Consider the following 23,871-nt stretch of genomic DNA (forward strand, 5'->3'; position numbering starts at 1 on the left):
TAATCTTGATCAAAAGCTATATTTCCTTCCCAACTTCGACGTTTTCGAATTTTATGGTAATATAATTAATGGGGTTTGACCTTCGTAAACTAATTCGTTAATTAAAAATCGACTAAAAAGTTGGTCGGTCAAAATGCGTGAACCTTTTTGAACAATCAGGATTTCGTCAATTTTGTTGTTGATGACTCCCTTTATACCGTCTAATCGATTATTGGCTTCGTATATAGCAAAATTTGTAGTAAACCTGTCCGCATAAGTCTCTGATAGATTCCGCAACTGTTCTTTTATAAGAGTAGTGTCTTCTTTGGGTTTCGCCAAATGAAAAAACGTTATACTCGTGTTCTCGTGGTCCATGAATTTAAGAAAGTTGTCCAGTTGCTGTACATTCAAGAGTTTTTTTTCGCCTACTGCCACAAATATTTTTTCGTGCGAAAAAGAATCGATTCCCTTAGGCATTGCAACCACCGTGTTTTCTGTATTTGCAATGATCCGAAGGGCGACGCTCCCAAGAAATAATTTCTTTAGAATTCCCGTGCCTTTTAGACCGATAAAAATTAAATTTTCAAAAGGTTCGGCCAATAGTTCGGGTAATGTAACATGATAATCGATTTCAGAAACATAATAAGCAACTTCAATAGTATCCGGAATGAGAGCCTTTGCAAGCGTTTTTAATTTCTCACGTGCTTGGTCATTAGCTTGCTGAACAAGATGTTCTCTAGCTTCATTCTCTGCAAATGCCGGTAAGAACGGATGGGTTTGATGAAGCAAAAGAATTTTCGCATTAGCTTCTTGGCTCCAATCACAAGCATACTTTATCAGATGACTCGAATACTCTGAAAAGTCTATGAGTACTATAAACCGTTTGTTCATTTTTTAAGGTTTTATTGCGTTGTTCAGTTTTTATGGATCATAGTAGCTGAAAAAGGTATTGCCGCACTGATGAGCCCGCTCATTTGTTGTTTTTAGTTTATTAGTTTATGAAACTCTTCTACTTTACCCTGATCACCTTGAATATAAATGATGTCTCCTTGTTTAATTATTTCGTCTGGCTGTACACTTTCCAATAATTTATCCTTTCTTTTAATGGCCAGTATATTTATGCCATAAAGTGCTCTTAGGTTCAATTCTTTCAAAGGTTTACCTATAAACTTATTACTATCTGATCTCATGCGCAAGCTTCTGATGTTGAAATCTGCCAACTCACTGGATCTATAGCTTTTCGGCCCTTTTAATTCTCCTTTAAATAATTGGTAATTGTCAGCCCTAACTTTATGGATAAGCTGAACAATATCGCCTTCAGGTACAAGGAAATTGTGTAGGATGTGTTCAAATATTTGTATGGAAGTTTCAAATTCCTCGGGAATTACCTCATCAGCACCAAGGGCTAATAACTCAGAAGTCTCTTTGACATATCTCGTCCTTACAACTAAATATAATGAATCTGAGATTGAACGTATATTTTTAATGATGTTTTGAGTGTCCGTATTTCCAGAAATGGCAATTACGGCTGCTCTAGCGCGCGAAAGATTGACTGTTTCAAGAATATGGTCATTTGTTGCATCACCAAAAATGATAGGCAAACCTTTTGCTTTTTCCCGCTTGACTATTTCAGCATTCGTCTCTATGACGATAAAAGGAATGTTACTGGCCGTAGCCGCCTTAGCTAAATTGCTTCCATTTATTCCGTACCCGATGATCACCAAGTGATTTTCTAAATTGGGTTCTACAATTTCTTCGATACCACTTGAATCCAGTTCTCTTTTGAGTCCCAATCTTTTTTTAACACCCAGAACTTTGTCAGAAATAGTCTCTGAAAACATGATGACAAATGGCGTTAATATCATAGACACAATCGACACGGATAAAAAGTATTGGTTGGTTTGTGGCGTTAAAAGATTGTACCTAATACCTATCTTAGAAAGGATAAAAGCGAATTCCCCAACTTGAAAAAGCGCCAGGCCGGTTAAGATTGCGGTTTTAGTTGGATATTTAAGAATAGCGACGGCAATGGCCGCAACCGATGATTTTAATATAAGTACAATAAATACCAAAAGTAGGATGATAGGAATATTGCTTAGAAAAAAACTTAAATCGAGCAACATACCAACGGATACGAAAAAGAAACTGGTAAAAAGCTCACGAAAAGGAAGGATTATACTGGTGGCCTGATGGCTATATTCCGATTCTGAAATAATAAGGCCTGCAATAAAAGCACCTAAAGCCAGCGATAATCCTATTTCTGCCGTTAGAAAAGCAATAGCGAAACAAAGCGTGATCGTGACCAAAAGAAAAAGTTCTTTACTATTGGTTTTTGCTACAGCATGCATTAGTCTTGGTACAACATATCGTGCACTGACATAAGTGAGCACAACGACAATGGCCGATTTAAGCAATAGCATCAAAATATCCATGATTACATTACTGGATTCTCCAGCAATCATCGGCGTAACCAGCATCATAGGTACTACTATGATGTCTTGAAAAATTAGAATTGCTAAAGCATTTCTCGCATGCGGAGCCGAAATTTCTTGACGATCTTGTAATGTTTTTAATACGATTGCAGTACTTGACAAAGAAAAAAGAAAGCCAACAAACACCGACTCGTTCCAAGAATTTCCTAAAAAATAGTAAACAAGCCCAGCAACACCTACCGTAAGTCCCACCTGTAAAAAGCCACCTATAAAAACAGTTTTTTTAATGGAGACCAGTTGTTTAATGGATAATTCCATTCCAATAACAAAGAGCAACAGAATGACACCAACCTCCGATAGAATTTCTACTTGCTCTACGGCTTTAATAAGACTTAATCCATAGGGACCTATAATGACGCCTGTCAACAGAAAACCAATTATAGAGGGAAGTTTTAACCGTTGCAGCACAAAAACGATGACGACTGAAAAGGCTAGAAGGATAAGTATATCTTGTAATAATGGCATACGCTTTAGCTATTCTTGTATTTAATTTGGTTGGCCTGATTTTTCATTAAATCTACTTTTGCCAATAAAATCAGGAGATGCTAAAGATAAACTAATGACAATTAATTTTGGATCGATTTGATGCTTAATATGTCCTCAGCGTTAAGATATTTATGTTTTTTTGGTTGATTAAAAAAATGATCGGTCAGTACCTGGTAGTAAATTTTACGCGATACAATTGTACTATGTAAGCAGTAATGGGTCCTAAACAATACGTTCTTGCCGCAACCCAAGCAGCTCTATGCGGTAGGGTTTTCAGTTTGCCCCGAAAACCCACACCAAAAAAAGGGGCTGGTACTCGCCCCGATCATTCCGCCTTTCGGCTTAATCCTTTAGCTCTGTGAGCCAATTAATTTCTTGAATCTTACTGTCAATTTCTCTGAAAGCTCTTCCTGCTTGATCCATTTCACTTTGTAATTTTTTAATGTCAATGGTTGTCTTCAGATTATTATCGCCACTATTATTGACTTGCGCGGCATACCTAATATTTCTAAGTTTTTCAGAAAGCATTTTTAAGGAATCTCTTTTAGCAAGTGCTTCCATAAGAGAACCTTCCCCTTCAACCTGGGTTTCATTATTGGTTTTATTTATTCGAATGATTACCGATTCTAAATCTTGAATTGCTTTTCTCAATTGCGCCAATAATTTGTCCGGGTCTTCTTGAGGTAGCTTATCATCCGATACAATTAACACCGGCCTTATCCTGTTTTGAAGATGTTCTATTTTCTTCATAAGATCCGCTCTTAGCAATAAGCCTTCAGCTAGTTTGATGTTTTTATCTGTGGATTGTTTTGACATTTTATATATTTTTCAATTTTGCATAAAGTAAAGTGACATGATTTTTTATGGCACTACCAATAGCACACTCCCCATCGCCATAAATATATGTTGTTTTACTATTTATGGCAATGTGTTGTGCATTACTTTTAAATTTTAAGAAACCTATCCGTTGGTAGGTCTTGGAGCCCATTTATCATAAGGTGTCATGTCGAAGCTGTTGACTTCGTCCATGGTCAGACCAAGCGCTTTTGCTACGCCTTCGCCGTATTCTGGGTCAGCTTTAAAACAGTTTCTGATATGACGGATTTGAATAAATTTTTCTGCACCACCCACTTGTGCCGCTGTATTGTTGAATAATAAGTTTTCTTTTCCATCTGCTTTAATAATGCGGAACAAATCGCCGGGCTGAGTGAAGTAATCTTCATCATCATCCCTGAAATTATGAGCATAAGCCGAGCCTTCCAACTCTAAAGGTGGTTCTTTTGCCTCAGGTTGTTCTTGCCATTCTCCATAACTGTTGGGATTGTAGTGCAATGTGCCGCCGTGGTTACCATCTACCCGCATGGTTCCATCTCTATGATTGGAATGATAAGGACACGTTGGTTTATTTACAGGGATTTGGTAGTGATTGACTCCCAATCTATAACGTTGTGCATCGCCATAAGAGAATAATCGTCCTTGAAGCATTTTGTCCGGTGAGAATCCAATTCCAGGAACAACATTTAGTGGATTGAAAGCGGCCTGCTCCACATCCTGAAAATAGTTTTCCGGGTTTCTGTTCAATTCAAATTCACCCACAGGAATAAGTGGAAAATCTTTTTTAGACCAAACCTTAGTTAGGTCGAAAGGGTGGAAGCGGTATGTTTTCGCCTGTTCTTCTGTCATAATCTGAACAAACATTTTCCATTTCGGGAAATCCTTTCGTTCAATAGCGTCAAATAGATCTCTTTGAGAAAACTCTCTATCCATTCCAACTACTTTCATAGCTTCTTCATCAGATAGATTTTCAATTCCTTGTTGACTTACAAAATGAAACTTCACCCAATGTCTTACATTCTCTTTGTTGATAAAACTGAAGGTATGACTTCCAAAACCGTGCATATTTCTATAGCCTTTTGGAATGCCACGATCACTCATTGTTATGGTAACTTGGTGTAAAGATTCAGGCAGTAAGGTCCAAAAATCCCAGTTGTTGTTGGCACTTCTTAAATTAGTTTTTGGATCGCGTTTAACAGCACGGTTTAAGTCTGGAAATTTCATCGGATCACGAAAGAAAAATACGGGTGTATTATTTCCCACTAAATCCCAGATGCCTTCATCAGTATAAAATTTCAGTGCAAAACCTCTAATGTCTCGTTCGGTATCTGCAGCGCCTCTTTCACCGGCAACGGTTGAAAATCGGCTAAACATATCGGTCTTTTTGCCTACTTCACTAAAAATATGTGCTTTTGTGTATTTTGAAATATCGTGGGTAACTGTAAATGTGCCAAAAGCACCTGATCCTTTGGCGTGCATTCTTCTTTCAGGAATGACCTCGCGGTCAAAGTTTGCCATTTTCTCAAGAAACCAAGCATCCTGCATTAACATCGGTCCGCGTGGGCCAGCAGTTTGAACATTTTGATTGTCACCAACAGGGGCTCCGGTTTGTCTTGTCAGTTTTGGTTTTTTATCTTCCATTGGTTTTCGGTTTTAAATTAGTTATTTAGCGAATCAAGTTACAATATTTCCGCTACTTGTCCGAAGACTTTAAAAGTTTTTAACAGCAGTTTAACCGTAAGCAATTGCCAGTGGTGAGTTTCGTTATATAAACAATGACACTTACCACCTCTATTCTTCATTTAAAGATAATAGATTCAGAAGTCAAATGAAATGACCTTGGTCAGTGAGTGGAAACAAATTTGCCAAGATTGATTGTGGGGAAGATGTTCTTGGGTTATCTGATGTTTTGCATGACAATAAGATTTGAAGCAAGCATCGGCTTGTCAAATGTAATGATACTGGCCGGTTTGGGATTAAGAATATTTCATTACTTTAGCCGTAAACTGACTAAAATAATTCAATTCCTAAAAATACGGTAGAATTTTACAACTTTGAAAAGGTCGTTTTTAACCTAATAATTTTAACCTCACAAATACAATAACAAATGCAAGGATCGAAAAGCAATAAGGGCGTCATATCCACTTCAGACGGACAGATTACTCTGTTCTATAATTCTACATCTCAAAAGGGCAAACAGACTTTGGCCTATGCCAAGACACATGGTCTTCCTTTAGAAAAAGTTGATATCTTAAAAACCCCATTGACTGGGACTCAAATTACTGAATTGGCAAAGCGCTTAGGCATTACCGTCCCCGACATGGTCAATCAGGGCCATTACAAATACAGAAGAAAATTTACTGCCCAATGTTTCGATTCTGAAGATTGGATTACCGTGATACAGAACCACCCTGAAATCATGAAACAGCCTATAGCATTGCGCGGCAACAAAACTATTCTCGTGGAAACACCAACGGATATCATTCGTATATGAATCGATGATTCGTGTAGTGTGTCGATCGAAACTTCATAGAAAGAAACTACTTACTTAATGTTTATGGATAAAGATGAACCTTGTTTTTAGATCTCATATAAATCTCAAGAATTTCATCTACAGGAAGCGGTTTTTAAATACTCGCGTCCCTCAATATATTCAACATCTAACTCAGTTTTTAATAGCTTCTACTTTATATAGCGCTTTGGATGCTTCTTCATATTTATCACCTTCATTCCATCTTGGTGTTTGTTGATCATTACCAATATTTCGGCCTGCTAATACGTAAGCTTTAAAGAATTTCAGTAAATAATCATAATCCAAAGTATCTGCTTCGTCTCCTGGCTGGTGGTAATATTTGGTAACGTCACCATCAAACGAGGTAAAGCCCAAAGAGAATGTAGGAGCAGGAATTCCTTTTTTAGCGAAATTCACGTTATCGCTTCTATCAAATAAACCTTGTTCTTTGGCAGGATCCTCAATTGCTTTTAGTCCAAATGCTTCAGCTGCACTAAGAATATTGTTTTCAGCAGTAGTCCTGGTCAGTCCTATAACTGATATCACGGAAGTATCATTATAGCCTGCATTATCGCTATTAAAACAATACACCATTTGGTGCAATGGCAATACAGGATTTTCAACATAATAGCGGCTTCCCAAAAGGCCTTTTTCTTCTCCAGTAAAGAGAATAAATAATGCTGAGCGTTTTGTTGGATATTTCGCGAGGTTTTTAGCCATACTCAACACTGTGGTTGTGCCAACTGCATTGTCTCTTGCTCCATTATAAATAGTGTCTCCGGTTTCGTCAGGCTTACCAATACCAACATGGTCATAATGTGCAGAATAAATAATATATTCATTTTTAAGCGTTGCATCTGTGCCTTCAACAACACCAATAACATTTTGGGAAATCACAGCGTCTTCTTGTTTTTCGCCAATAGCTATTTTAGAACTTATCGTTTTGGCAGCACTAAATTGTTTCGCCATATTCCCGTCTTTATCTAAAACCAAAACATAGGCTGTTTCTTTACGCTCACTTTTATCGTTGTCACCTAAGTCGACAGTTAGGCTTGGTCCATTAAAATTGTGATCTACAAAACTCCAAGTGTCGTCGTCTGCGTTTAATAATTCGATAATAGCAGTTACCCCATTGTCTATAGCTAATTTTTCTTTTGTACGACGTAATCGAAATGCAGCCCTTGGATCGTTAGTTTGAGGACTGCCCGCCTTTATTATGGCAACTTTGCCTTTTACATCCTTTCCTTGATAATCATCTGCTAAACCATAATTTAAAAAAACAGCGTCTTGGTTTGCAGTCATTGTAACGGCACTAATAATCACGAAATCCGTAATTACTTGGTCGTTTATGGCGATGGACGCATCCTTTGGAGGAGACGTTCGCTTAAGTTTAACCTCTTGATAATAAGTTCCTGTTTTTGGGTTTGGTTTTACACCATAGCGTCGAAAGCTATTGGCTAAATAGGAAGCGGCTATTTTGAGTTCAGGAGAACCTGTATCTCGTCCTTTTAAAAGGTCGTCAGCCAAAAAGTAAATATGACCTTCAATATCTGATTTGCTGGTAGTTTCAGTTACCTTTTCAATTTCAGTTTGTGCAGTTAATGTAAATACGCATCCAAGTGCGAGTAATAATGCTAATTTTTTCATTTTGATAGTTTAAATGTTTTTCACTTATATTCTTGAAACCCGTATGCTTTAATAGCGTCTAGATCATCCGTACTCACGGTTGCGATAATCCTATTGCCACTTAGACAATGACAAGCGTTGCAAAACTGAGGAGTTCCTTTATCATCGATTTTTACATTGGATATTGCAATATTAACCGACTCAAAATAATTCTTTATGCTGTCTATTAATTCGTTGTTGTTTTCGGCGAACTCCCATGGATCGCTACAATAGGTTTGATTATATAAAACAAAAATAGTATCTGTTGCATCATCATCTTTTGAGCAGCCCAAAAATGTTAACCCTATAAATAATAGAAGTAAAGTGAATTGTTTCATGATCATACGTTTTTTACAGGTAAAAACCACTTTATTTCCACCAGTGGGTTTAAATACTCCGAGGTTCTTATTTAGGAGTGGTGTCAGATAAGCGCTAAGTTGATGATATAGGTTCAGGTGTCTGATTAAAGAGGAAATTTAGTAAAAAAAATTGAATTGAGACTCCATAGGGTTTTTGAAGTATACGAGAGCCAATTGATGGAGATAAAGTCAAATCAACTAAATCAATAGAAAACAAAAAACCTTGCTAAAATAAATTAGCAAGGTTTTGTAGTTTTGGTGCTTCCACCGTGTGACCCGACTGGGGCTCGAACCCAGGACCCTAACATTAAAAGTGTTATGCTCTACCAACTGAGCTATCGAGTCATTTCTTCAATGAGGGTGCAAATATAAAAGGTTTTATTAATATTCAAACCCTTTCTTTGAAATATTTTTTGTTTTTTTGTCAAGCCATTGGCTATGTTTTTAATAATCAATTTATAAGCTGTTTTATGAGTATTGTTTTAATTGGATATATGGGGTCTGGAAAGTCTACAATTGGGAAAAAGCTGTCAGAAATTATCAATTTCGAATTTATCGACTTGGATGATTACATTCAAAAAAAGGAGAATTTGAGCATTCCGCAGATTTTTGAAGCCAAAGGTGAAATCTATTTTAGGAAAAGGGAACATTTGTATTTAAAGGAGGTTTTACAGTTGAACAATATAATTCTGTCACTTGGAGGTGGAACACCTTGTTATGGGAACAATATGGATACCATTTTGAATGCTGAGAACACGCATAGTATTTATTTGAAGAGTTCAATTCCGATTCTTGTTAGGAGGTTAACTCCTGAAAAAACACAAAGACCCTTGATTGCACATCTCAAGTCAGATGAAGAATTGACTGAGTTTATTGGGAAACATCTTTTTGAGCGTTCTTATTATTACAGCCAGAGCAATCAAACCATCGTGACGGATGGCAAAAGTATTTCTGCTATCGCTGAAGAAATTGTGGCGAGCCTATTTTAAGTAAGCTTCATAGACCTTCCCTGTTAAAACGACTTCTACATGCTCATGCAGCGAAGTGGAGAGGGAAATGCCTTTAAAATCTGCTTTTACTGGGAATTTCTTATGGTTCCTATTGACAAGTACCGCCGTTTTGAATTGTTGTAAGGGGACATCCAAAAAATGTTTTACGCCATAAATTAGTGTGCTCCCTGAGTTCAGAACATCGTCAATAAGAACGATGGATTTGTTTTGATAATCTGACGCAGCAACAGATGTGGTAATAGGGGTGAGGGGATTCTTTTTATCAATGGTCACCCTGCACAACACCGATTTTAAATCGGAAATTTTATCCAGATTGGATTTCAGTTTTTCTGCCAGAATATACCCATTGGCATCAATTCCTGCTAAGATTACTTCAGTGCCATCCACATTGCTTTCATAAATTTGATAGGCAATGCGCCTTATTTTATGCTTGATTTCCTGATGGCTTAGTATGGTTTGTTTGGACGTTGTCATTTTTGGTTCTTGTTTTTTCAAAGATAAATAAAGCGTTCTTTTTAATCGTCATCATTGGTCTCATAAAAATCATCTATATCCCGTCGGTCTTTTTTTGTTGGCCTGCCCACGCCTTTTTTCCGATAATAATCTTTGGAAAACTTTAATAGCTCCTGGGCTTCAAAGGCTTCTTTTGGTGTGGTATCCTTTATGTAAATGTCAACAAGTTTTGCGCCAACACGGCTTGGAGGAATATCGTTGACGATAAGTTGATAATTAATCTGATTTTTTCGCAATTCCACCTTGTCAGTAGCATAAACTTCCCGGCTGGGTTTGACGGCCTGTCCGTTAATTTTGATATGCCCTTTTTTGCATGCTTCGGTGGCAATGGTGCGTGTTTTATAGTATCGGACACACCAGAGAAATTTATCGATTCGCATATTTAAATTTTTAAAACTACGTTAATGTTGTTGTGCAAACATATTATATTATCGTATCTTGCCGGCAAAAATAAGCAATATTGAATCATTCTTTGACAGCCCATTTTGTTTGCTCAATGTAATGATTTTTAAGTGTATTGTGTTTTGCTTTTGAAAATGAATAAAATTAAATTGATGAAATTAAAAACCTACGTCCTCTCAACTTTATGTTTTTTAGCCCTATTGTCCTCTTGTAATAAAGATGATGACAATTCTATAGATCTAATTCCAGAACGTGACCGTACCGAGCAACAAGTGTCAGATTTTGACTCCTTGCAAAAGTATTTGAAAACCCACTATTACAACCGTGCCACTTTTTTAGAAACTGGAGACCATAGTATTTCTGAGATCATTATTAAGGAATTGCCAAAAGATGAGAGTGGTAATTATTTAGATATGCCGGATCCTGATAACAATCAAATGTTAAGTGTGGCGGTGGATATTGACAATCCAAAAACAACAACATATCAAGAAGTAGAATACCAATTTTATATTTTAGAACTTAATGAAGGAGGTGGTGTAAATCCAAATTTCTCAGATAATGTGAGAATGAATTATAATGGATTTTTTCCAAATGGAACATCTTTCGACGGCACCGTAACACCAATAGAACTTGATCTTATGACCCTAATTCCTGGATGGAGAGAGGTAATTCCTGAGTTTAAGACCTCTGAAGGATTTGTTGAAAATAGTGATGGTACCGTAACCTATAATAATTACGGACTTGGTGTCATGTTCTTGCCTTCTGGACTGGGTTATTATGGTGATCCAAAAGGGAGTGTTCCTGCCTATTCGAATTTGATCTTTAAGTTTGAATTGTACCAATCAGAAATCAATGATCATGATGGTGATGGCATTCCTTCTTATATGGAAGATTTGAATGGCAATAAGAATCTTTACGATGACGATACCGACGGTGATGGCATTCCAAACTTTTTGGATCCTGATGATGATGGCGACCGTATCTTGACTATAAATGAAATGACCAGACAGACTTATACAGTTGATACCAATAACGGAGAAGAAGAACCAATTCTGTCAGAAGGTGAGTTTTTAAGAAGTAGAACGAATAATGGGGGAGTGCTTACTATTAAGACGCTTAAAGTTGTAGATTCTGATAATAACGGTGTTTTAGACCATTTACAGGAAGATGTTAAAATAGATTACAGTATTGATAATTAAACAACTGGAGTCCTGACATCTCAGGAATAGATACAAAAAAAGGCTATCATTTTATACGATAGCCTTTTTTGTTTTTATAGAGCAAACGATATGCCTAAGATCAATTGTTCAGGTCTTGTATCAATCCTGCTTGGTGGAATACCGAAGTTCGCTTGGTTCTTGCTCAATCCTTTCTCGTATCTTAAATCAACACCAAATCCGTTGAAATTAAGTCCGATACCAAAATTAAGACCGACGGTAAAGTCATTCTCAATATCCTTAATCGTGATGCCCTCAAATTCAGAATCTATGATGTATTGTAACGATGGGCCTGCAAAAACACTTACTGGACCTAAAATCTTCACGCCAACTAACATCGGTGCATCAATTTTTTTCATTTTAAAAGCATTGTTGTTGTAGTCGCTTTTGGTTTGAGTATAGACCACTTCTGGCTTAAAATAAAAACGGTCACCAATTTTGCCGTATAGACCTACATGAAATCCGACGTTTCTGTCAGGGTTTTTCGCATTGGCTTCTATAGATTCAAAATATTTGCCATTCCCATTATAGTTTAAACCCGCTTTGATTCCAAATCCGTCGCCATTCTGGGCAGTGGTGGAAAATGTAAATGCAGCTAAGGCGAAACCTGCCAATACCAAATTCTTCCTCATGCCATTTTTACTTTTGAACTGTTCTTGAAATTTTTTTAAGATTTTCATAATTATCGTTTTTAAGTTTGATGTTCGATATAATCAAAAACGCTGCCAAACACAAATTATTTTGAGCTGACCCTTTTTTTAGTGAAGCCCAAAACTTAAAAGCGAAGCGCATTAAGTTTTGATGGCTGAACTAATCCCGCATTTCTGCGGGATCCAAGCCCCTGTCTGCCGACAGGCAGGCAAAACTTAAAAGCGAAGCGCCTTAAGTATTGATGGCTTTAATGAAAGCTATCGAGAATTAAAGAATTCTTTAGTTCGAACCTGTTTAAATTTAAAGATAAATTTAAATTCTCCTCCTTTCAAAGGAGGAGTGGCTTCTGCTTCCGTAGAGAAGCAGGAGTCGATGTGGTTAAAAATTACAGAAACCAAATTCAATTCTACATTCCTGATTTTCTGATTTCATTCGCTTTATTATAGACTTTTATAGTTTTAAAAACCCTTCCGTCTTTAAGCTCTATGCTGAGCTTAAATCCACCTTCCCTTAAAAAGGGAAGGAATTACTTGATCCTGACTTGTTTAAAAAGGAAGGAGCATAAAAAAAGGCTTTCTTTATAAAAAAGAAAGCCCAATTCTGATATTGAAATTTTATTAAAGGGAAAAGTTAAAATATAGAACTTCTAAATTATAATTAATTTACTTTTTTCTTTTAGCCACTTTTTGAGCTGCATTAATAATAGAAGCGCTGTTTAAGCCATATTTTTCCATTAACTGCGCTGGCGTACCAGATTCTCCAAAAGTGTCTTGCGTAGCTACAAACTCTTGAGGTGCTGGATGGTTCAACGCTAAAACACGAGCGACGCTCTCTCCCAAACCTCCAAGAAAATTGTGTTCTTCAGCCGTAACCACACATCCGGTTTTTTTGACTGATTTTATAATAGCCGCATCGTCCAATGGTTTGATCGTATGGATGTTGATGACTTCTGCAGAAATGCCTTGTTCATTCAATGTTTTTGCAGCTTCAAGAGCTTCCCAAACCAAATGCCCAGTAGCAACGATGGTCACATCTGTGCCTTCAGTTAATTGTACTGCTTTTCCAATTTCGAATTTTTGGTCTTCATCAGTGAAATTAGGTACTGAAGGACGTCCAAAACGCAAATAAACTGGACCTTGATGCTCAGCAATGGCGATCGTGGCTGCTTTTGTTTGGTTATAATCGCAGGTATTGATGACCGTCATTCCCGGTAACATCTTCATCAAGCCGATATCTTCTAAAATTTGGTGGGTGGCGCCATCTTCACCAAGTGTCAAACCTGCATGCGAGGCACAGATTTTGACATTTTTGTCAGAATAGGCTACACTCTGTCTGATTTGATCGTAAACACGACCGGTTGAAAAGTTAGCGAAAGTTCCCGTAAATGGAATTTTTCCACCAATGGTTAAGCCCGCAGCCATTCCAATCATATTGGCTTCGGCGATGCCTACTTGAAAGAATCGTTCTGGATGGTTCTTTTTAAAATCGTCCATTTTCAACGAGCCAATTAAATCGGCACAAAGCGCAACAACTTTTTCGTTGGTCTGTCCCAATTCTGTCAATCCAGCTCCAAATCCTGAACGTGTGTCTTTATTTCCTGTATTTGTGTATGTTTTCATAGTAATGCCCACGAAAATGGGTATCTGTTTAATTAATTCTTTGATTTTTAATAATCCTTCCCGTTTTGTACTGAGCACAATCGAAAGGGATTTTTATGTTTTAATATTATTTATAAGTTTTTAACTGACCAATTCCTCCCTCTTTGGGGAGGTTAGGTGGGGCCTTTAATAATCCCCCAATGTCTCCGCATTCTGCTCCAATCCGATGGCCAATTGCTCATCGTTTGGTGCTTTTCCATGCCAAGCGTGGGTATGCATCATAAAATCAACACCATTGCCCATAACCGTTTTTAAAAGAACACAGACAGGTTTTCCTTTTCCTGTTTTTGATTTGGCAATCGCAATTCCTTTTAAGATGGCTTCTATATTGTTGCCTTTTTCGATTTCTACAACCGTCCATCCAAAGGCTTCGAATTTTTCTTTTATACTGCCCATTGGCAATACGTCATCTGTTGATCCATCAATCTGCTGTCCGTTAAGATCAATCGTAGAAATGAGGTTATCCACCTTATTTCCTGCGGCATACATGATCGCTTCCCAATTTTGTCCTTCTTGAAGTTCACCATCACCATGCAAGCTGTAGATCAAATGAGAGTCGTTGTTCAGTTTTTTTGCTTGTGCAGCACCGATGGCTACAGACATACCTTGGCCCAAAGAACCTGAAGCCACACGAATACCAGGTAAGCCTTCATGCGTGGTTGGGTGTCCTTGTAAGCGGGAATCAATCAATCGGAACGTGTTTAATTCCTCTACAGGAAAATAACCTGCTCTTGCCAATACGCTGTAAAATACAGGAGAGATGTGTCCGTTTGAAAGAAAGAACAGGTCTTCGCCCATGCCGTCCATATCAAAAGTGTCCTTTCTGTCCATGATCTCATTATAAAGCGCTACAAAAAACTCTGCGCAACCTAATGAGCCTCCTGGGTGTCCAGAATTCACCTTGTGTACCATACGGAGAATATCTCTACGTACCTGTGTTGTTAAATCTTCTAATTGTTGTGTGTTTGACATTTTCTAAAAGTTAGTTTTATGCTGCAAAAGTAGTCTTTTTAACCCCCGAAACAAAGTTCAAATTGGCGCACTTATTAACGAATGTTCCTGTTTTGCTAACAATTACGCATCTGATTTTAATAGGGCTTTTTTGGTTTGCCTTTAAGTCAAAATTTATGAACACGGTGGGAATTATTAATATGCAACAGATTTTTTAAAGTTTTCTTAAGAGGTCCGTATCTTAAGTGCGGCATTGTTTATCTTTGCCAACTATTTCCCCTTTTTAAGGGGCTTAGATATGCTACATCTCGGGATTGGCCGAGCTTGTTGATTACAATTTTTAAATATAATGACATCTTCCTTCAACTTGAAAATTTTCAATTTGAATTAAAAAAGATGTAGGTTTGCCACGTATGAAATTTGAATTAAAAGGAAAAGACCCTCAAAGTAAGGCGAGGGCAGGAAAACTTACTACAGACCACGGGGTTATTGAAACCCCTATTTTTATGCCAGTAGGTACGGTAGGCTCCGTAAAAGGGGTTCACCAAAGAGAACTTAAAAATGATATCAATGCAGATGTCATCTTAGGCAATACCTATCATTTGTATTTACGCCCCCAAACGAAAATTTTGGAACAGGCGGGAGGCTTGCATAAGTTCATCAATTGGGACCGTAATATTTTGACGGATTCCGGTGGCTATCAAGTCTATTCCTTATCTGCAAATAGAAAAATCAAGGAAGAGGGCGTCAAGTTTAAATCGCATATAGATGGCAGTTACCATACGTTTACGCCAGAAAATGTGATGGAAATCCAACGCATTATCGGTGCCGACATTATTATGGCATTTGATGAATGCACCCCGTATCCTTGCGATTATAATTATGCCAAAAGGTCCATGCACATGACCCACCGTTGGTTGGACCGATGCATCAACCATTTGGAGAAACTTCCGTTCAAATATGGTTACGAGCAAAGTTTTTTTCCTATCGTTCAAGGAAGCACCTATAAAGATTTACGTAAGCAATCTGCCGAATACATTGCCAATGCCGGAGCGGTAGGAAACGCTATTGGCGGACTGTCAGTAGGTGAGCCTGCAGATGAAATGTATGCGATGACCGAAGTGGTTTGCGAGATCCTTCCAGAGGACAAGCCGCGCTATTTAATGGGCGTGGGTACTCCAATCAATATTCTTGAAAACATTGCGTTAGGTGTTGATATGTTTGATTGTGTCATGCCAACCCGTAATGCCAGAAACGGCATGCTGTTTACGGCGCACGGCTCCATTAATATCAAGAATAAAAAATGGGAAGATGATTTTTCTCCTTTGGATGAGATGGCCATGACCTATGTTGATACAGAATATTCCAAAGCGTATTTACGTCATTTATTTAGTGTCAATGAGCGTTTAGCCATGCAGATTGCAACAATTCACAACCTCGGATTTTATATGTGGTTGGTCAGGGAAGCCAGAAAACATATCTTAGCAGGAGATTTTAGAGTCTGGAAGGATATGATGGTGAAGCAGATGGATAAACGGTTGTAAGTTCAGAGTTCAGAGTTCAAAATCAGGGATAGCAATTTAACACATAAAAAAATGTCTTTAGGAATAAAGAATAAGAATAAAAAATAAATAACAACAATAACCAATAGTAACAGACTTTGAAAATCCTTGATTGGTACATATTAAAACGTTATCTCTTCACATTTTTGATGATGTTACTGCTATTTATTCCTATCGGAATTACGGTGAATCTTGCGGAAAAAATCGGTAAGATTTTAGAGAATAAAGTACCGTTTGGAGAAGTAGCCTTATATTATCTCAATTTTACGATTTACTTTGCCAATTTATTATTTCCCATATTTTTATTTCTATCCGTTATTTGGTTTACCTCCAAACTGGCCAACAACACAGAAATTGTGGCTTTTTTAAGCTCAGGAGTATCTTTTTCGCGTTTTCTTAGACCTTATATTATTGGAGCAACCATCATTTCTATATTTGCCATGATCTTAGGGTTTTATTTAGCACCTATCGCAAGTCAAGGTTTTAACGAATTTTCTTATAAATATCTGAAAAGTGCCAGGCACCAGGAGCCAGGACAAAATATTTTCAGACAGATTAACGATACAGAGTTTATTTATGTGAGTAGTTTTGATAAAGTTCAAAAAACGGGCTACAACTTTACATTGGAGCATATTGAAAATAATGAGTTGACCTATAAGATTTTTGCAAATTCCATTCGCTATTCTGAGGTGGATAGCACGTATAAATTGTTCAACTATTTCAAACGGACCATAACGGATAATGGCGATATCATTGAAACAGAACGACGACTCGATACAGTACTTCCTTTTGATTTGGAAGATTTAATGCCTGTCAATTACATTGCAGAAACAAAACCCTATTCCGAATTGGTCGATTTTATTGATAAGGAGAAGGCTCGGGGCTCTTCGAATATTGGACGTTACGAAATCGTGAAATATAAGAAGTGGAGTTTACCTGTGTCCGTTTTTATTCTGACCATTATTGCTGTATCCGTATCTTCCATTAAGAGAAGAGGAGGTATGGGTTTCAATTTGGCATTTGGTATTACAACCGCCATGGTTTATGTGTTTTTTGATAAGGTTTTTGGTGTGCTTGCTGAACAATCTGATTTTTCGCCAATAATAGCCGCATGGCTTCCCAATTTGGTTTTTGGTATCTTAGCTATCTTTCTCCTCTATAATGCAAAACGCTAAGCTCAAAAATTATCTGCATCTTCATTTTTTAGTTTTTATTGCTGGCTTTACTGCTATTTTGGGTCAATTGATTACTATTGGATCTATTCCACTGGTGTGGTATCGGATGTTGATGGCGGGATTGCTTATGTTTCTATATATCAAGCTCACCAAAGTGAAATTAAAGATCGATAAGCGCACGATGCTCAAGTTTCTTGCAGCGGGCGTCATCGTCGCTTTGCATTGGATCACGTTCTTTGAAGCCATTAAGCAATCCAATATTTCCATCACCCTTGCCATGTTTTCTACAGGTGCCTTTTTTGCTTCTTTTATTGAACCTCTGTTTTATAAAAGACGCATAATTTGGTATGAAATTATTTTTGGAGTGATTGTCGTTATTGGCGTATTTCTCATCACTCACGGCGAATTAAGATATATCAATGGGATCATTCTTGGTGTTGTATCAGCTTTATTGTCTAGCCTGTTTGCAGTCATTAATGGTACCTTTATACAGAAACATTCGGCAACGGTCATCTCGTTTTATGAGTTTGCTAGTGGTGTCGTATTCTTAACACTTTTTATACTACTATTTAAAGGCGGATTTGATGCAAGATTTTTCACGCTTTCTGCTGCCGACTGGATTTTCCTTTTCATCTTGGCGTCTGTTTGTACGGCCTATGCCTTTATTGGGGCGGTTAAAGTCATGAAATTTATCAGTCCATACACTGTGGTGCTTTCTTATAATCTGGAACCTGTATATGGTATTGCTTTGGCCTTAATATTATTTCCCGAAACAGAAACTATGGGACCTCAATTTTATTACGGGGCTGGTTTGGTGTTGCTGTCTGTCGTAATGGATGCCGTGCTTAAGAATGTAAAATCCCATAGGGCAAAAAAACGAAGCAAATACAAAATCGATTAATTTATAAGAGTTGCTTTGATTATCCGTACCTTTGCAAGACCATCAAATAAATACCTATTTTTTCATATTGTAGTTTTATCTTAACGGAAAAAATTACGTAGGTTTGTAGGCTAACTAATAATTAAAACTTAAATTTCTATGGAGTATTTAGAATTTGAGCTTCCCATAAAAGAACTAGAGGATCAGTTGTCAAAATGCCGAGTGATTGGTGAAGAGAGCGATGTTGACGTGACTCAAACTTGTGAACAAATTGAGAAGAAGCTCATCGCTACAAAGAAAGATATCTATAAAAATCTAACCGCGTGGCAACGTGTTCAGTTATCGCGCCATCCAAATAGACCTTATACCTTAGATCATATCCGAGCCTTGTGTGGCGATTCTTTTTTGGAGTTGCACGGTGATAGAAATGTGAAAGATGATAAAGCCATGATTGGCGGTTTAGGCAAGATTGGCGATCAGTCCTATATGTTTATTGGGCAACAAAAAGGTTACAATACCAAAACCAGACAGTATCGTAATTTTGGGATGTCAAATCCTGAAGGCTATCGTAAAGCCTTGCGATTGATGAAATCTGCTGAGAAGTTTAAGCTACCAGTAGTAACTTTGATTGACACTCCCGGTGCATATCCTGGATTGGAAGCTGAAGAACGAGGACAGGGAGAAGCTATTGCAAGGAACATTTTAGAAATGACCCGTTTAAAAGTGCCTATTATCTGTGTGATAATTGGCGAAGGAGCCTCAGGTGGTGCTTTGGGCATTGGTGTTGGAGACCGCGTGCTGATGATGGAAAACACTTGGTATTCCGTGATATCTCCAGAATCTTGCTCGTCAATATTATGGCGCAGTTGGGAATATAAGGAACAAGCGGCAGAAGCATTAAAACTTACCGCTCCTGATATGAAAAAAATGAAATTGGTTGATGATATCATCAAAGAACCATTGGGTGGAGCACATACCAACCGCGAAGAAGCTTTTTTAGCAGTTAGGAAAGCAATCGAAAAATCTTTTGATGAGCTTAAAAACTTATCACCAAAAGAATTGGTACAAAAGCGTATGGATAAATATGCTGATATGGGGGTGTACAAATAACCATCCCTTAATACCCTTAACAAAAATTAAAACTGAAGTTAATGGCTTCGGTTTTTTTTGGCCTTATTAACAATATTATTAAGTTATCAACAGTTAGATTGTTGATGACCTGTTAAGATTGAAGTGCGATAAAATGGCTTCATTCTTTACAATTTATTTACTTTCGCATTCATGAAACAACCAAACCAAATACAAGGCTATAAAGTGGACAAAAGCACGATTATTAGCTTAGAAAAAGGAAAGATTCCGCCACAAGCTCTTGATTTAGAGGAAGTTGTTCTCGGGGCAATGATGATTGACAAAAAAGGGGTGGATGAAGTTATCGATATTCTGAGTCCTGATGCCTTCTATAAGGACGCCCATAAACACATCTTTGAGGCCATTTTCAAATTATTTGAAAATAGTGAACCTGTCGATTTATTAACCGTTTCTAGCCAACTCAAGAAGGATGCAAAGTTGGAATTGGTGGGTGGCGATTTTTATCTCATTTCTTTGACTCAACGGGTGTCTTCTTCGGCGCATATTGAGTTTCATGCACGTATTATTCTTCAGAAATTTATACAACGTAGTCTGATCAAAATTTCAAATGAAATTATTGAAGAAGCTTACGATGAAACTAAGGATGTTTTTGATTTGTTGGATCAAGCGGAGGCTAAGCTTTACGAAGTGACCCAAGGTAATATCAAGAAATCTACCGAAACTGCCCAAAGTTTGGTTATTCAAGCGAAAAAGAAAATTGAAGATATCTCCAATAAGGAAGGCTTGAGTGGAATTCCCTCTGGTTTTGATAAGTTGGATAAATTGACCTCAGGATGGCAAGAAAGTGATTTGATCATTGTGGCAGCACGTCCAGGGATGGGTAAAACCGCCCTGACCTTGTCTATGGCACGAAATATTGCGGTCAACCATAATATTCCAGTAGCATTTTTCTCTTTAGAGATGGCTTCAGTACAGTTGATTACACGTTTGATTTCTAGTGAAACAGGTTTGTCCTCAGAAAAACTGAGAACAGGCAAACTTGAGAAACATGAATGGGAACAATTAAATGTCAAGGTAAAAGCTTTGGAAAAAGCACCTTTGTTTATTGATGATACGCCTTCGCTTTCTATTTTTGATTTGCGTGCAAAAGCACGTCGTCTAGCGTCACAATACGGTATTAAAATGATCATTATCGATTATTTGCAGTTGATGACCGCTGGTGGAAGCCAGAAAGGAGGAAACAGGGAACAGGAGATTTCTACTATTTCACGTAACCTAAAGGCTCTGGCAAAAGAATTGAGCCTTCCCGTAATCGCCTTGTCGCAATTATCCCGTGCGGTAGAAACCCGTGGTGGCAGTAAAAGACCTCTTTTATCTGATTTGCGTGAATCTGGTGCGATTGAGCAGGATGCGGATATTGTATCGTTTATTTACAGACCAGAATATTATAAAATTGACGAGTGGGATGATGAAGAGCGTTCTCCTACAGAAGGTCAAGCGGAATTTATTGTTGCAAAACATAGAAATGGGGGCTTGGAGAATATCCGATTGAAATTTATTGGACATCTTGGTAAGTTCGACAATCTTGACGATTTTGATACACCTTTTGGCGAATTCCATTCCAAAATGAATGCTGCTGCCAATGACAATACGTTTAAATCCGGTAATTTCCCGTCGGCATCGGATGCTTTTGATCCTCCTTCAATCGACGATGATGAGGATAATGACGTGCCATTCTAAAATCTTAACTTTTTCTTTAATTTCTTATGCAGTTTAAGATTATCTTTGCAAGCTGTTAATTAGAGTATACCCATGGATAAAAGACGTACAACAAATTTATTATTGCTGGTCATTGTTGTGCCACTGGTTTTTTACTTGTTAAAAATCTTGTCGTTTATCTTTATTCCATTGGTTTTCTCCATGTTTATAGCGCTCTTATTTTTGCCCCTGATGCGTTGGTTGGGTAAAAAGGGGGTTCCAAAATTTCTCAGTATTATCATCGTGATCCTCCTTATTTTGTCGGGAATGGCAATTACGGCAGAACTGATCCATCTCTCCAGTAAACAGATCATGTCTTCTGACAGCACCTTTTTTGCCGAAGCAGAAATCAAGATTAGAGGCTTAAAAGACTCTTTGGAAGGGTTTTTTGGTGTCCAATTGGGAAAGAACGGTAGCATTATAGCACAATTGGCCGAGACTAAAAATATTGGATCTGTTGTGGGCTTCTTGGGCAGTTTTATTAGTATGGCGCTAACAACAGCGTTCTTTACGGTGCTTTGGCTTGCAGAGTCCATCAATGTTCAGAAATTGTTGCACGTTACCTTATTGAAACGCAAACATACCGCGGTCAAAACCTTCCTTAAAATTGAAAATGATTTGATCACGTTTATAAAGGTGAAATTTTTGGTGAGTTTAGGAACGGGAATCTTTACTGGTCTCGCATGTTTGTATTTTGATGTGAGCTTTCCAATTTTCTGGGGTCTTTTTGCGTTTGTGATCAATTTTGTACAGATGATTGGATCGTTTATAGCTGTGATCAGTTTGTCTATTTTTGCCTTTGTGGAGTTGGATCCATCAAGCACATTGTTTTTCTTTATTTTGGCGATCTCTTTGGTGCAGGTTATTTTTGGATCGATCTTAGAGCCGATTTTTATGGGAAAATCCTTTTCCATAAACATCATAGCTGTCCTGGTCATGCTTATGTTCTGGGGTTACATCTGGGGGATTGCGGGCATGATTATGTCTATCCCAATTACCGTATTCTTAAAAATTATCCTTGAACAATTCCCGAGCACGAAAATTGTTGCAAGCCTACTTTCTGGCAAGAACCAAGATTTATAAGAATGGAATTATCCAATATTTTCTTAAAGCATTTTAGGGACGCTTAATTTTTGTTTATCTTTCCATTGATGAGTTTGCTCCCAATTAAATGGAAGTACATAAATCATCACTAATCACTAGTTCACATCGAATTGTAACCTACAGTTATTTTGAAAAAAGCAGCTCTTATTCTATTTTTTGTTCTTACAAGTGTGCAATCTTTTGCGTCGTATATACTTATACCTATGGATGCTGAAGGTCAAAAGAACCATCTTAAAGCTTACGGAATGACCTATTGGACACTCGAAAAGCAATTGAAGGTAAAATGGTTGCTCAATTATAGAGGCGGTTCTTTTTTGTTGCCCGACATACCAGAAATTCAAAGAGAATGTCAGATTAGAGGCATTTCTTTTGAGGTGATGTCAGATGCAAAGACCGAAGAAATCTTGGAGTTCATTAGTAGTCCTTCACAAAACATGGAATCTGTGGTTCTTGAAAAAGCGCCTAAAATTGCCGTTTACTCCCCAAAAGGTAATCCGCCATGGGACGATGCAGTCACTTTGGTATTGACCTATGCTGAAATTCCTTATGAAACTATTTATGACGAAGAAGTATTAAACGATGGACTTGTGCTGTACGATTGGTTGCATCTCCACCATGAAGATTTTACAGGGCAGTACGGCAAGTTTTATAGGACCTATAAATCGGCAGCCTGGTATATTGAAGAAAAAAAGCAAGCTGAAGCATTGGCGGCCAAATTGGGATACGACAAAGTATCCGAACAAAAATTGGCGGTTGCCTTAAAAATCCGCGATTATGTAGTTGGTGGTGGATTTATGTTCGCCATGTGTAGTGCTACCGATAGTTTTGACATCGCATTGGCAGCAGAAGGTGTTGATATTTGTGAGCCAATGTTTGATGGTGATCCTAGTGAACCGAACTATCAAAGTAAAATTGATTATAGTAAGACCTTCGCATTTAAGGATTTTATTTTGGAAAGAAATCCTAATATCTATGAGTTTTCGTCCATTGATATGACCTCTAAACGCCAGATTCCTATGTTGACGGATTACTTTACTCTCATGGATTTTTCTGCTAAATGGGATCCTATTCCTACCATGCTTTGCCAAAACCATACAGCTTTGGTAAAAGGATTTATGGGGCAGACCACATCATTTACGAGAGAAGAAATCAAATCCAACGTCCTTATTATGGGTGAAAACAAAACTAATGGCGAAGCAAAATACATCCATGGCATTAAAGGGAAAGGCTTTTTTACATTTTATGGTGGTCACGACCCTGAAGATTATACCCATAAAGTTGGTGACCCAAAGACAGAACTGGAACTGCATCCTACATCTCCAGGATACCGTTTGATTTTAAATAATGTCTTGTTTCCCGCGGCTAAAAAGAAGAAACAGAAAACCTAATCTTAAGTAATACTGAAATTCCTGCGAAGGCATGAATCTAAAGCTCCTGTTTTTTTATTTTTGTATCCAGAAATGTAAAATGAAACCTACCTTCTTACGGTTTTACTTCGATATTGTCTGATTAAAACCATTTCTTATGGATTTCACTGCAATAATTCTCACATTTGCAGCGCCTATTGTTGTCAA

Annotated in this window: 21 protein-coding genes and 1 tRNA gene; 10 read left to right on the forward strand and 12 right to left on the reverse strand. The window is 37.6% G+C overall.

Features of this window, described 5'->3' with window-relative positions; genetic code table 11:
- Nucleotides 1-51: 51 nt before the first annotated feature.
- The 4 genes from J4051_RS16380 to J4051_RS16395 form a co-directional block, all read right to left on the reverse strand.
- On the reverse strand, nt 52-870 hold the full coding sequence (locus J4051_RS16380; RefSeq protein WP_208234957.1) for a universal stress protein: 819 nt from the start codon (nt 868-870) through the stop codon (nt 52-54).
- A 92-nt stretch (nt 871-962) separates the two neighbouring features.
- Nucleotides 963-2,936: a monovalent cation:proton antiporter family protein gene (locus tag J4051_RS16385; RefSeq protein ID WP_208234958.1), complete on the reverse strand. Its 1,974-nt coding sequence runs from the start codon at nt 2,934-2,936 to the stop codon at nt 963-965.
- Between the two features lie 363 nt (nt 2,937-3,299).
- The gene (locus J4051_RS16390; RefSeq protein WP_208234959.1) at nt 3,300-3,773 is read right to left on the reverse strand and encodes a DIP1984 family protein; all 474 of its coding nucleotides are present in this window, start codon (nt 3,771-3,773) and stop codon (nt 3,300-3,302) included.
- A gap of 144 nt (nt 3,774-3,917) precedes the next feature.
- Nucleotides 3,918-5,432 (reverse strand): catalase, encoded by a 1,515-nt coding sequence (locus J4051_RS16395; protein WP_208234960.1) that lies wholly within the window; start codon nt 5,430-5,432, stop codon nt 3,918-3,920.
- 466 nt (nt 5,433-5,898) lie between these two features.
- Between J4051_RS16395 and J4051_RS16400 the strand changes: the two genes are divergently transcribed.
- Nucleotides 5,899-6,285, forward strand: coding sequence for an arsenate reductase family protein (locus J4051_RS16400; protein ID WP_208234961.1), 387 nt, complete (start codon nt 5,899-5,901; stop codon nt 6,283-6,285).
- Between the two features lie 171 nt (nt 6,286-6,456).
- On the opposite strand, the gene J4051_RS16405 is transcribed toward J4051_RS16400, so the two are convergent.
- From J4051_RS16405 to J4051_RS16415, 3 genes are all read right to left on the reverse strand, one after another.
- Nucleotides 6,457-7,950: a M28 family peptidase gene (locus J4051_RS16405; RefSeq protein ID WP_208234962.1), complete on the reverse strand. Its 1,494-nt coding sequence runs from the start codon at nt 7,948-7,950 to the stop codon at nt 6,457-6,459.
- A 20-nt stretch (nt 7,951-7,970) separates the two neighbouring features.
- Nucleotides 7,971-8,306: a hypothetical protein gene (locus tag J4051_RS16410; protein ID WP_208234963.1), complete on the reverse strand. Its 336-nt coding sequence runs from the start codon at nt 8,304-8,306 to the stop codon at nt 7,971-7,973.
- Nucleotides 8,307-8,599: 293 nt separating this feature from the next.
- A tRNA-Lys gene (locus tag J4051_RS16415) sits at nt 8,600-8,672 on the reverse strand.
- A 125-nt stretch (nt 8,673-8,797) separates the two neighbouring features.
- Between J4051_RS16415 and J4051_RS16420 the strand changes: the two genes are divergently transcribed.
- Nucleotides 8,798-9,316: a shikimate kinase gene (locus J4051_RS16420; RefSeq protein WP_208234964.1), complete on the forward strand. Its 519-nt coding sequence runs from the start codon at nt 8,798-8,800 to the stop codon at nt 9,314-9,316.
- Here J4051_RS16420 and J4051_RS16425 read toward each other — a convergent pair.
- Together J4051_RS16425 and J4051_RS16430 are read right to left on the reverse strand one after the other, a co-directional pair.
- Nucleotides 9,308-9,811, reverse strand: a complete 504-nt coding sequence (locus J4051_RS16425; RefSeq protein ID WP_208234965.1) for a phosphoribosyltransferase family protein — start codon at nt 9,809-9,811, stop codon at nt 9,308-9,310. The genes J4051_RS16420 and J4051_RS16425 overlap by 9 nt on opposite strands.
- Before the next feature lie 41 nt (nt 9,812-9,852).
- Nucleotides 9,853-10,230: an RNA-binding S4 domain-containing protein gene (locus J4051_RS16430; protein ID WP_208234966.1), complete on the reverse strand. Its 378-nt coding sequence runs from the start codon at nt 10,228-10,230 to the stop codon at nt 9,853-9,855.
- Between the two features lie 174 nt (nt 10,231-10,404).
- On the opposite strand from J4051_RS16430, the gene J4051_RS16435 reads away from it, so the two are divergent.
- Nucleotides 10,405-11,451 (forward strand): FKBP-type peptidyl-prolyl cis-trans isomerase, encoded by a 1,047-nt coding sequence (locus tag J4051_RS16435; RefSeq protein ID WP_208234967.1) that lies wholly within the window; start codon nt 10,405-10,407, stop codon nt 11,449-11,451.
- A gap of 74 nt (nt 11,452-11,525) precedes the next feature.
- Here J4051_RS16435 and J4051_RS16440 read toward each other — a convergent pair whose 3' ends face one another.
- From J4051_RS16440 to J4051_RS16450, 3 genes are all read right to left on the reverse strand, one after another.
- Nucleotides 11,526-12,101, reverse strand: coding sequence for an outer membrane beta-barrel protein (locus J4051_RS16440; protein WP_208234982.1), 576 nt, complete (start codon nt 12,099-12,101; stop codon nt 11,526-11,528).
- A 681-nt stretch (nt 12,102-12,782) separates the two neighbouring features.
- Nucleotides 12,783-13,739, reverse strand: a complete 957-nt coding sequence (locus J4051_RS16445) for a transketolase family protein (RefSeq protein ID WP_208234968.1) — start codon at nt 13,737-13,739, stop codon at nt 12,783-12,785.
- A gap of 165 nt (nt 13,740-13,904) precedes the next feature.
- The gene (locus J4051_RS16450; protein ID WP_208234969.1) at nt 13,905-14,750 is read right to left on the reverse strand and encodes a transketolase; all 846 of its coding nucleotides are present in this window, start codon (nt 14,748-14,750) and stop codon (nt 13,905-13,907) included.
- Nucleotides 14,751-15,142: 392 nt separating this feature from the next.
- On the opposite strand from J4051_RS16450, the gene tgt reads away from it, so the two are divergent.
- The 7 genes from tgt to J4051_RS16485 all read left to right on the forward strand — a co-directional run bounded on the left by tgt (nt 15,143) and on the right by J4051_RS16485 (nt 23,685).
- Entirely contained in the window at nt 15,143-16,273 is a 1,131-nt protein-coding gene (tgt, locus tag J4051_RS16455; RefSeq protein ID WP_208234983.1) for a tRNA guanosine(34) transglycosylase Tgt, read from the forward strand.
- A gap of 116 nt (nt 16,274-16,389) precedes the next feature.
- Entirely contained in the window at nt 16,390-17,466 is a 1,077-nt protein-coding gene (locus tag J4051_RS16460; protein ID WP_208234970.1) for an LptF/LptG family permease, read from the forward strand.
- Nucleotides 17,453-18,367, forward strand: coding sequence for a DMT family transporter (locus J4051_RS16465; protein ID WP_208234971.1), 915 nt, complete (start codon nt 17,453-17,455; stop codon nt 18,365-18,367). Before J4051_RS16460 ends, J4051_RS16465 begins: the two co-directional genes overlap by 14 nt.
- A 138-nt stretch (nt 18,368-18,505) precedes the next feature.
- Nucleotides 18,506-19,456, forward strand: coding sequence for an acetyl-CoA carboxylase carboxyltransferase subunit alpha (locus J4051_RS16470; RefSeq protein ID WP_208234972.1), 951 nt, complete (start codon nt 18,506-18,508; stop codon nt 19,454-19,456).
- Between the two features lie 171 nt (nt 19,457-19,627).
- Nucleotides 19,628-21,175: a replicative DNA helicase gene (gene dnaB, locus J4051_RS16475; protein WP_208234973.1), complete on the forward strand. Its 1,548-nt coding sequence runs from the start codon at nt 19,628-19,630 to the stop codon at nt 21,173-21,175.
- Between the two features lie 72 nt (nt 21,176-21,247).
- The gene (locus tag J4051_RS16480; protein ID WP_208234974.1) at nt 21,248-22,276 is read left to right on the forward strand and encodes an AI-2E family transporter; all 1,029 of its coding nucleotides are present in this window, start codon (nt 21,248-21,250) and stop codon (nt 22,274-22,276) included.
- A 224-nt stretch (nt 22,277-22,500) separates the two neighbouring features.
- Nucleotides 22,501-23,685, forward strand: coding sequence for an asparagine synthetase B (locus J4051_RS16485; RefSeq protein WP_317192734.1), 1,185 nt, complete (start codon nt 22,501-22,503; stop codon nt 23,683-23,685).
- Nucleotides 23,686-23,871: the final 186 nt, after the last annotated feature.

The organism is Gelidibacter pelagius (genome assembly GCF_017581925.1).
GTDB classification, from domain to species: Bacteria; Bacteroidota; Bacteroidia; order Flavobacteriales; family Flavobacteriaceae; genus Gelidibacter; species Gelidibacter pelagius.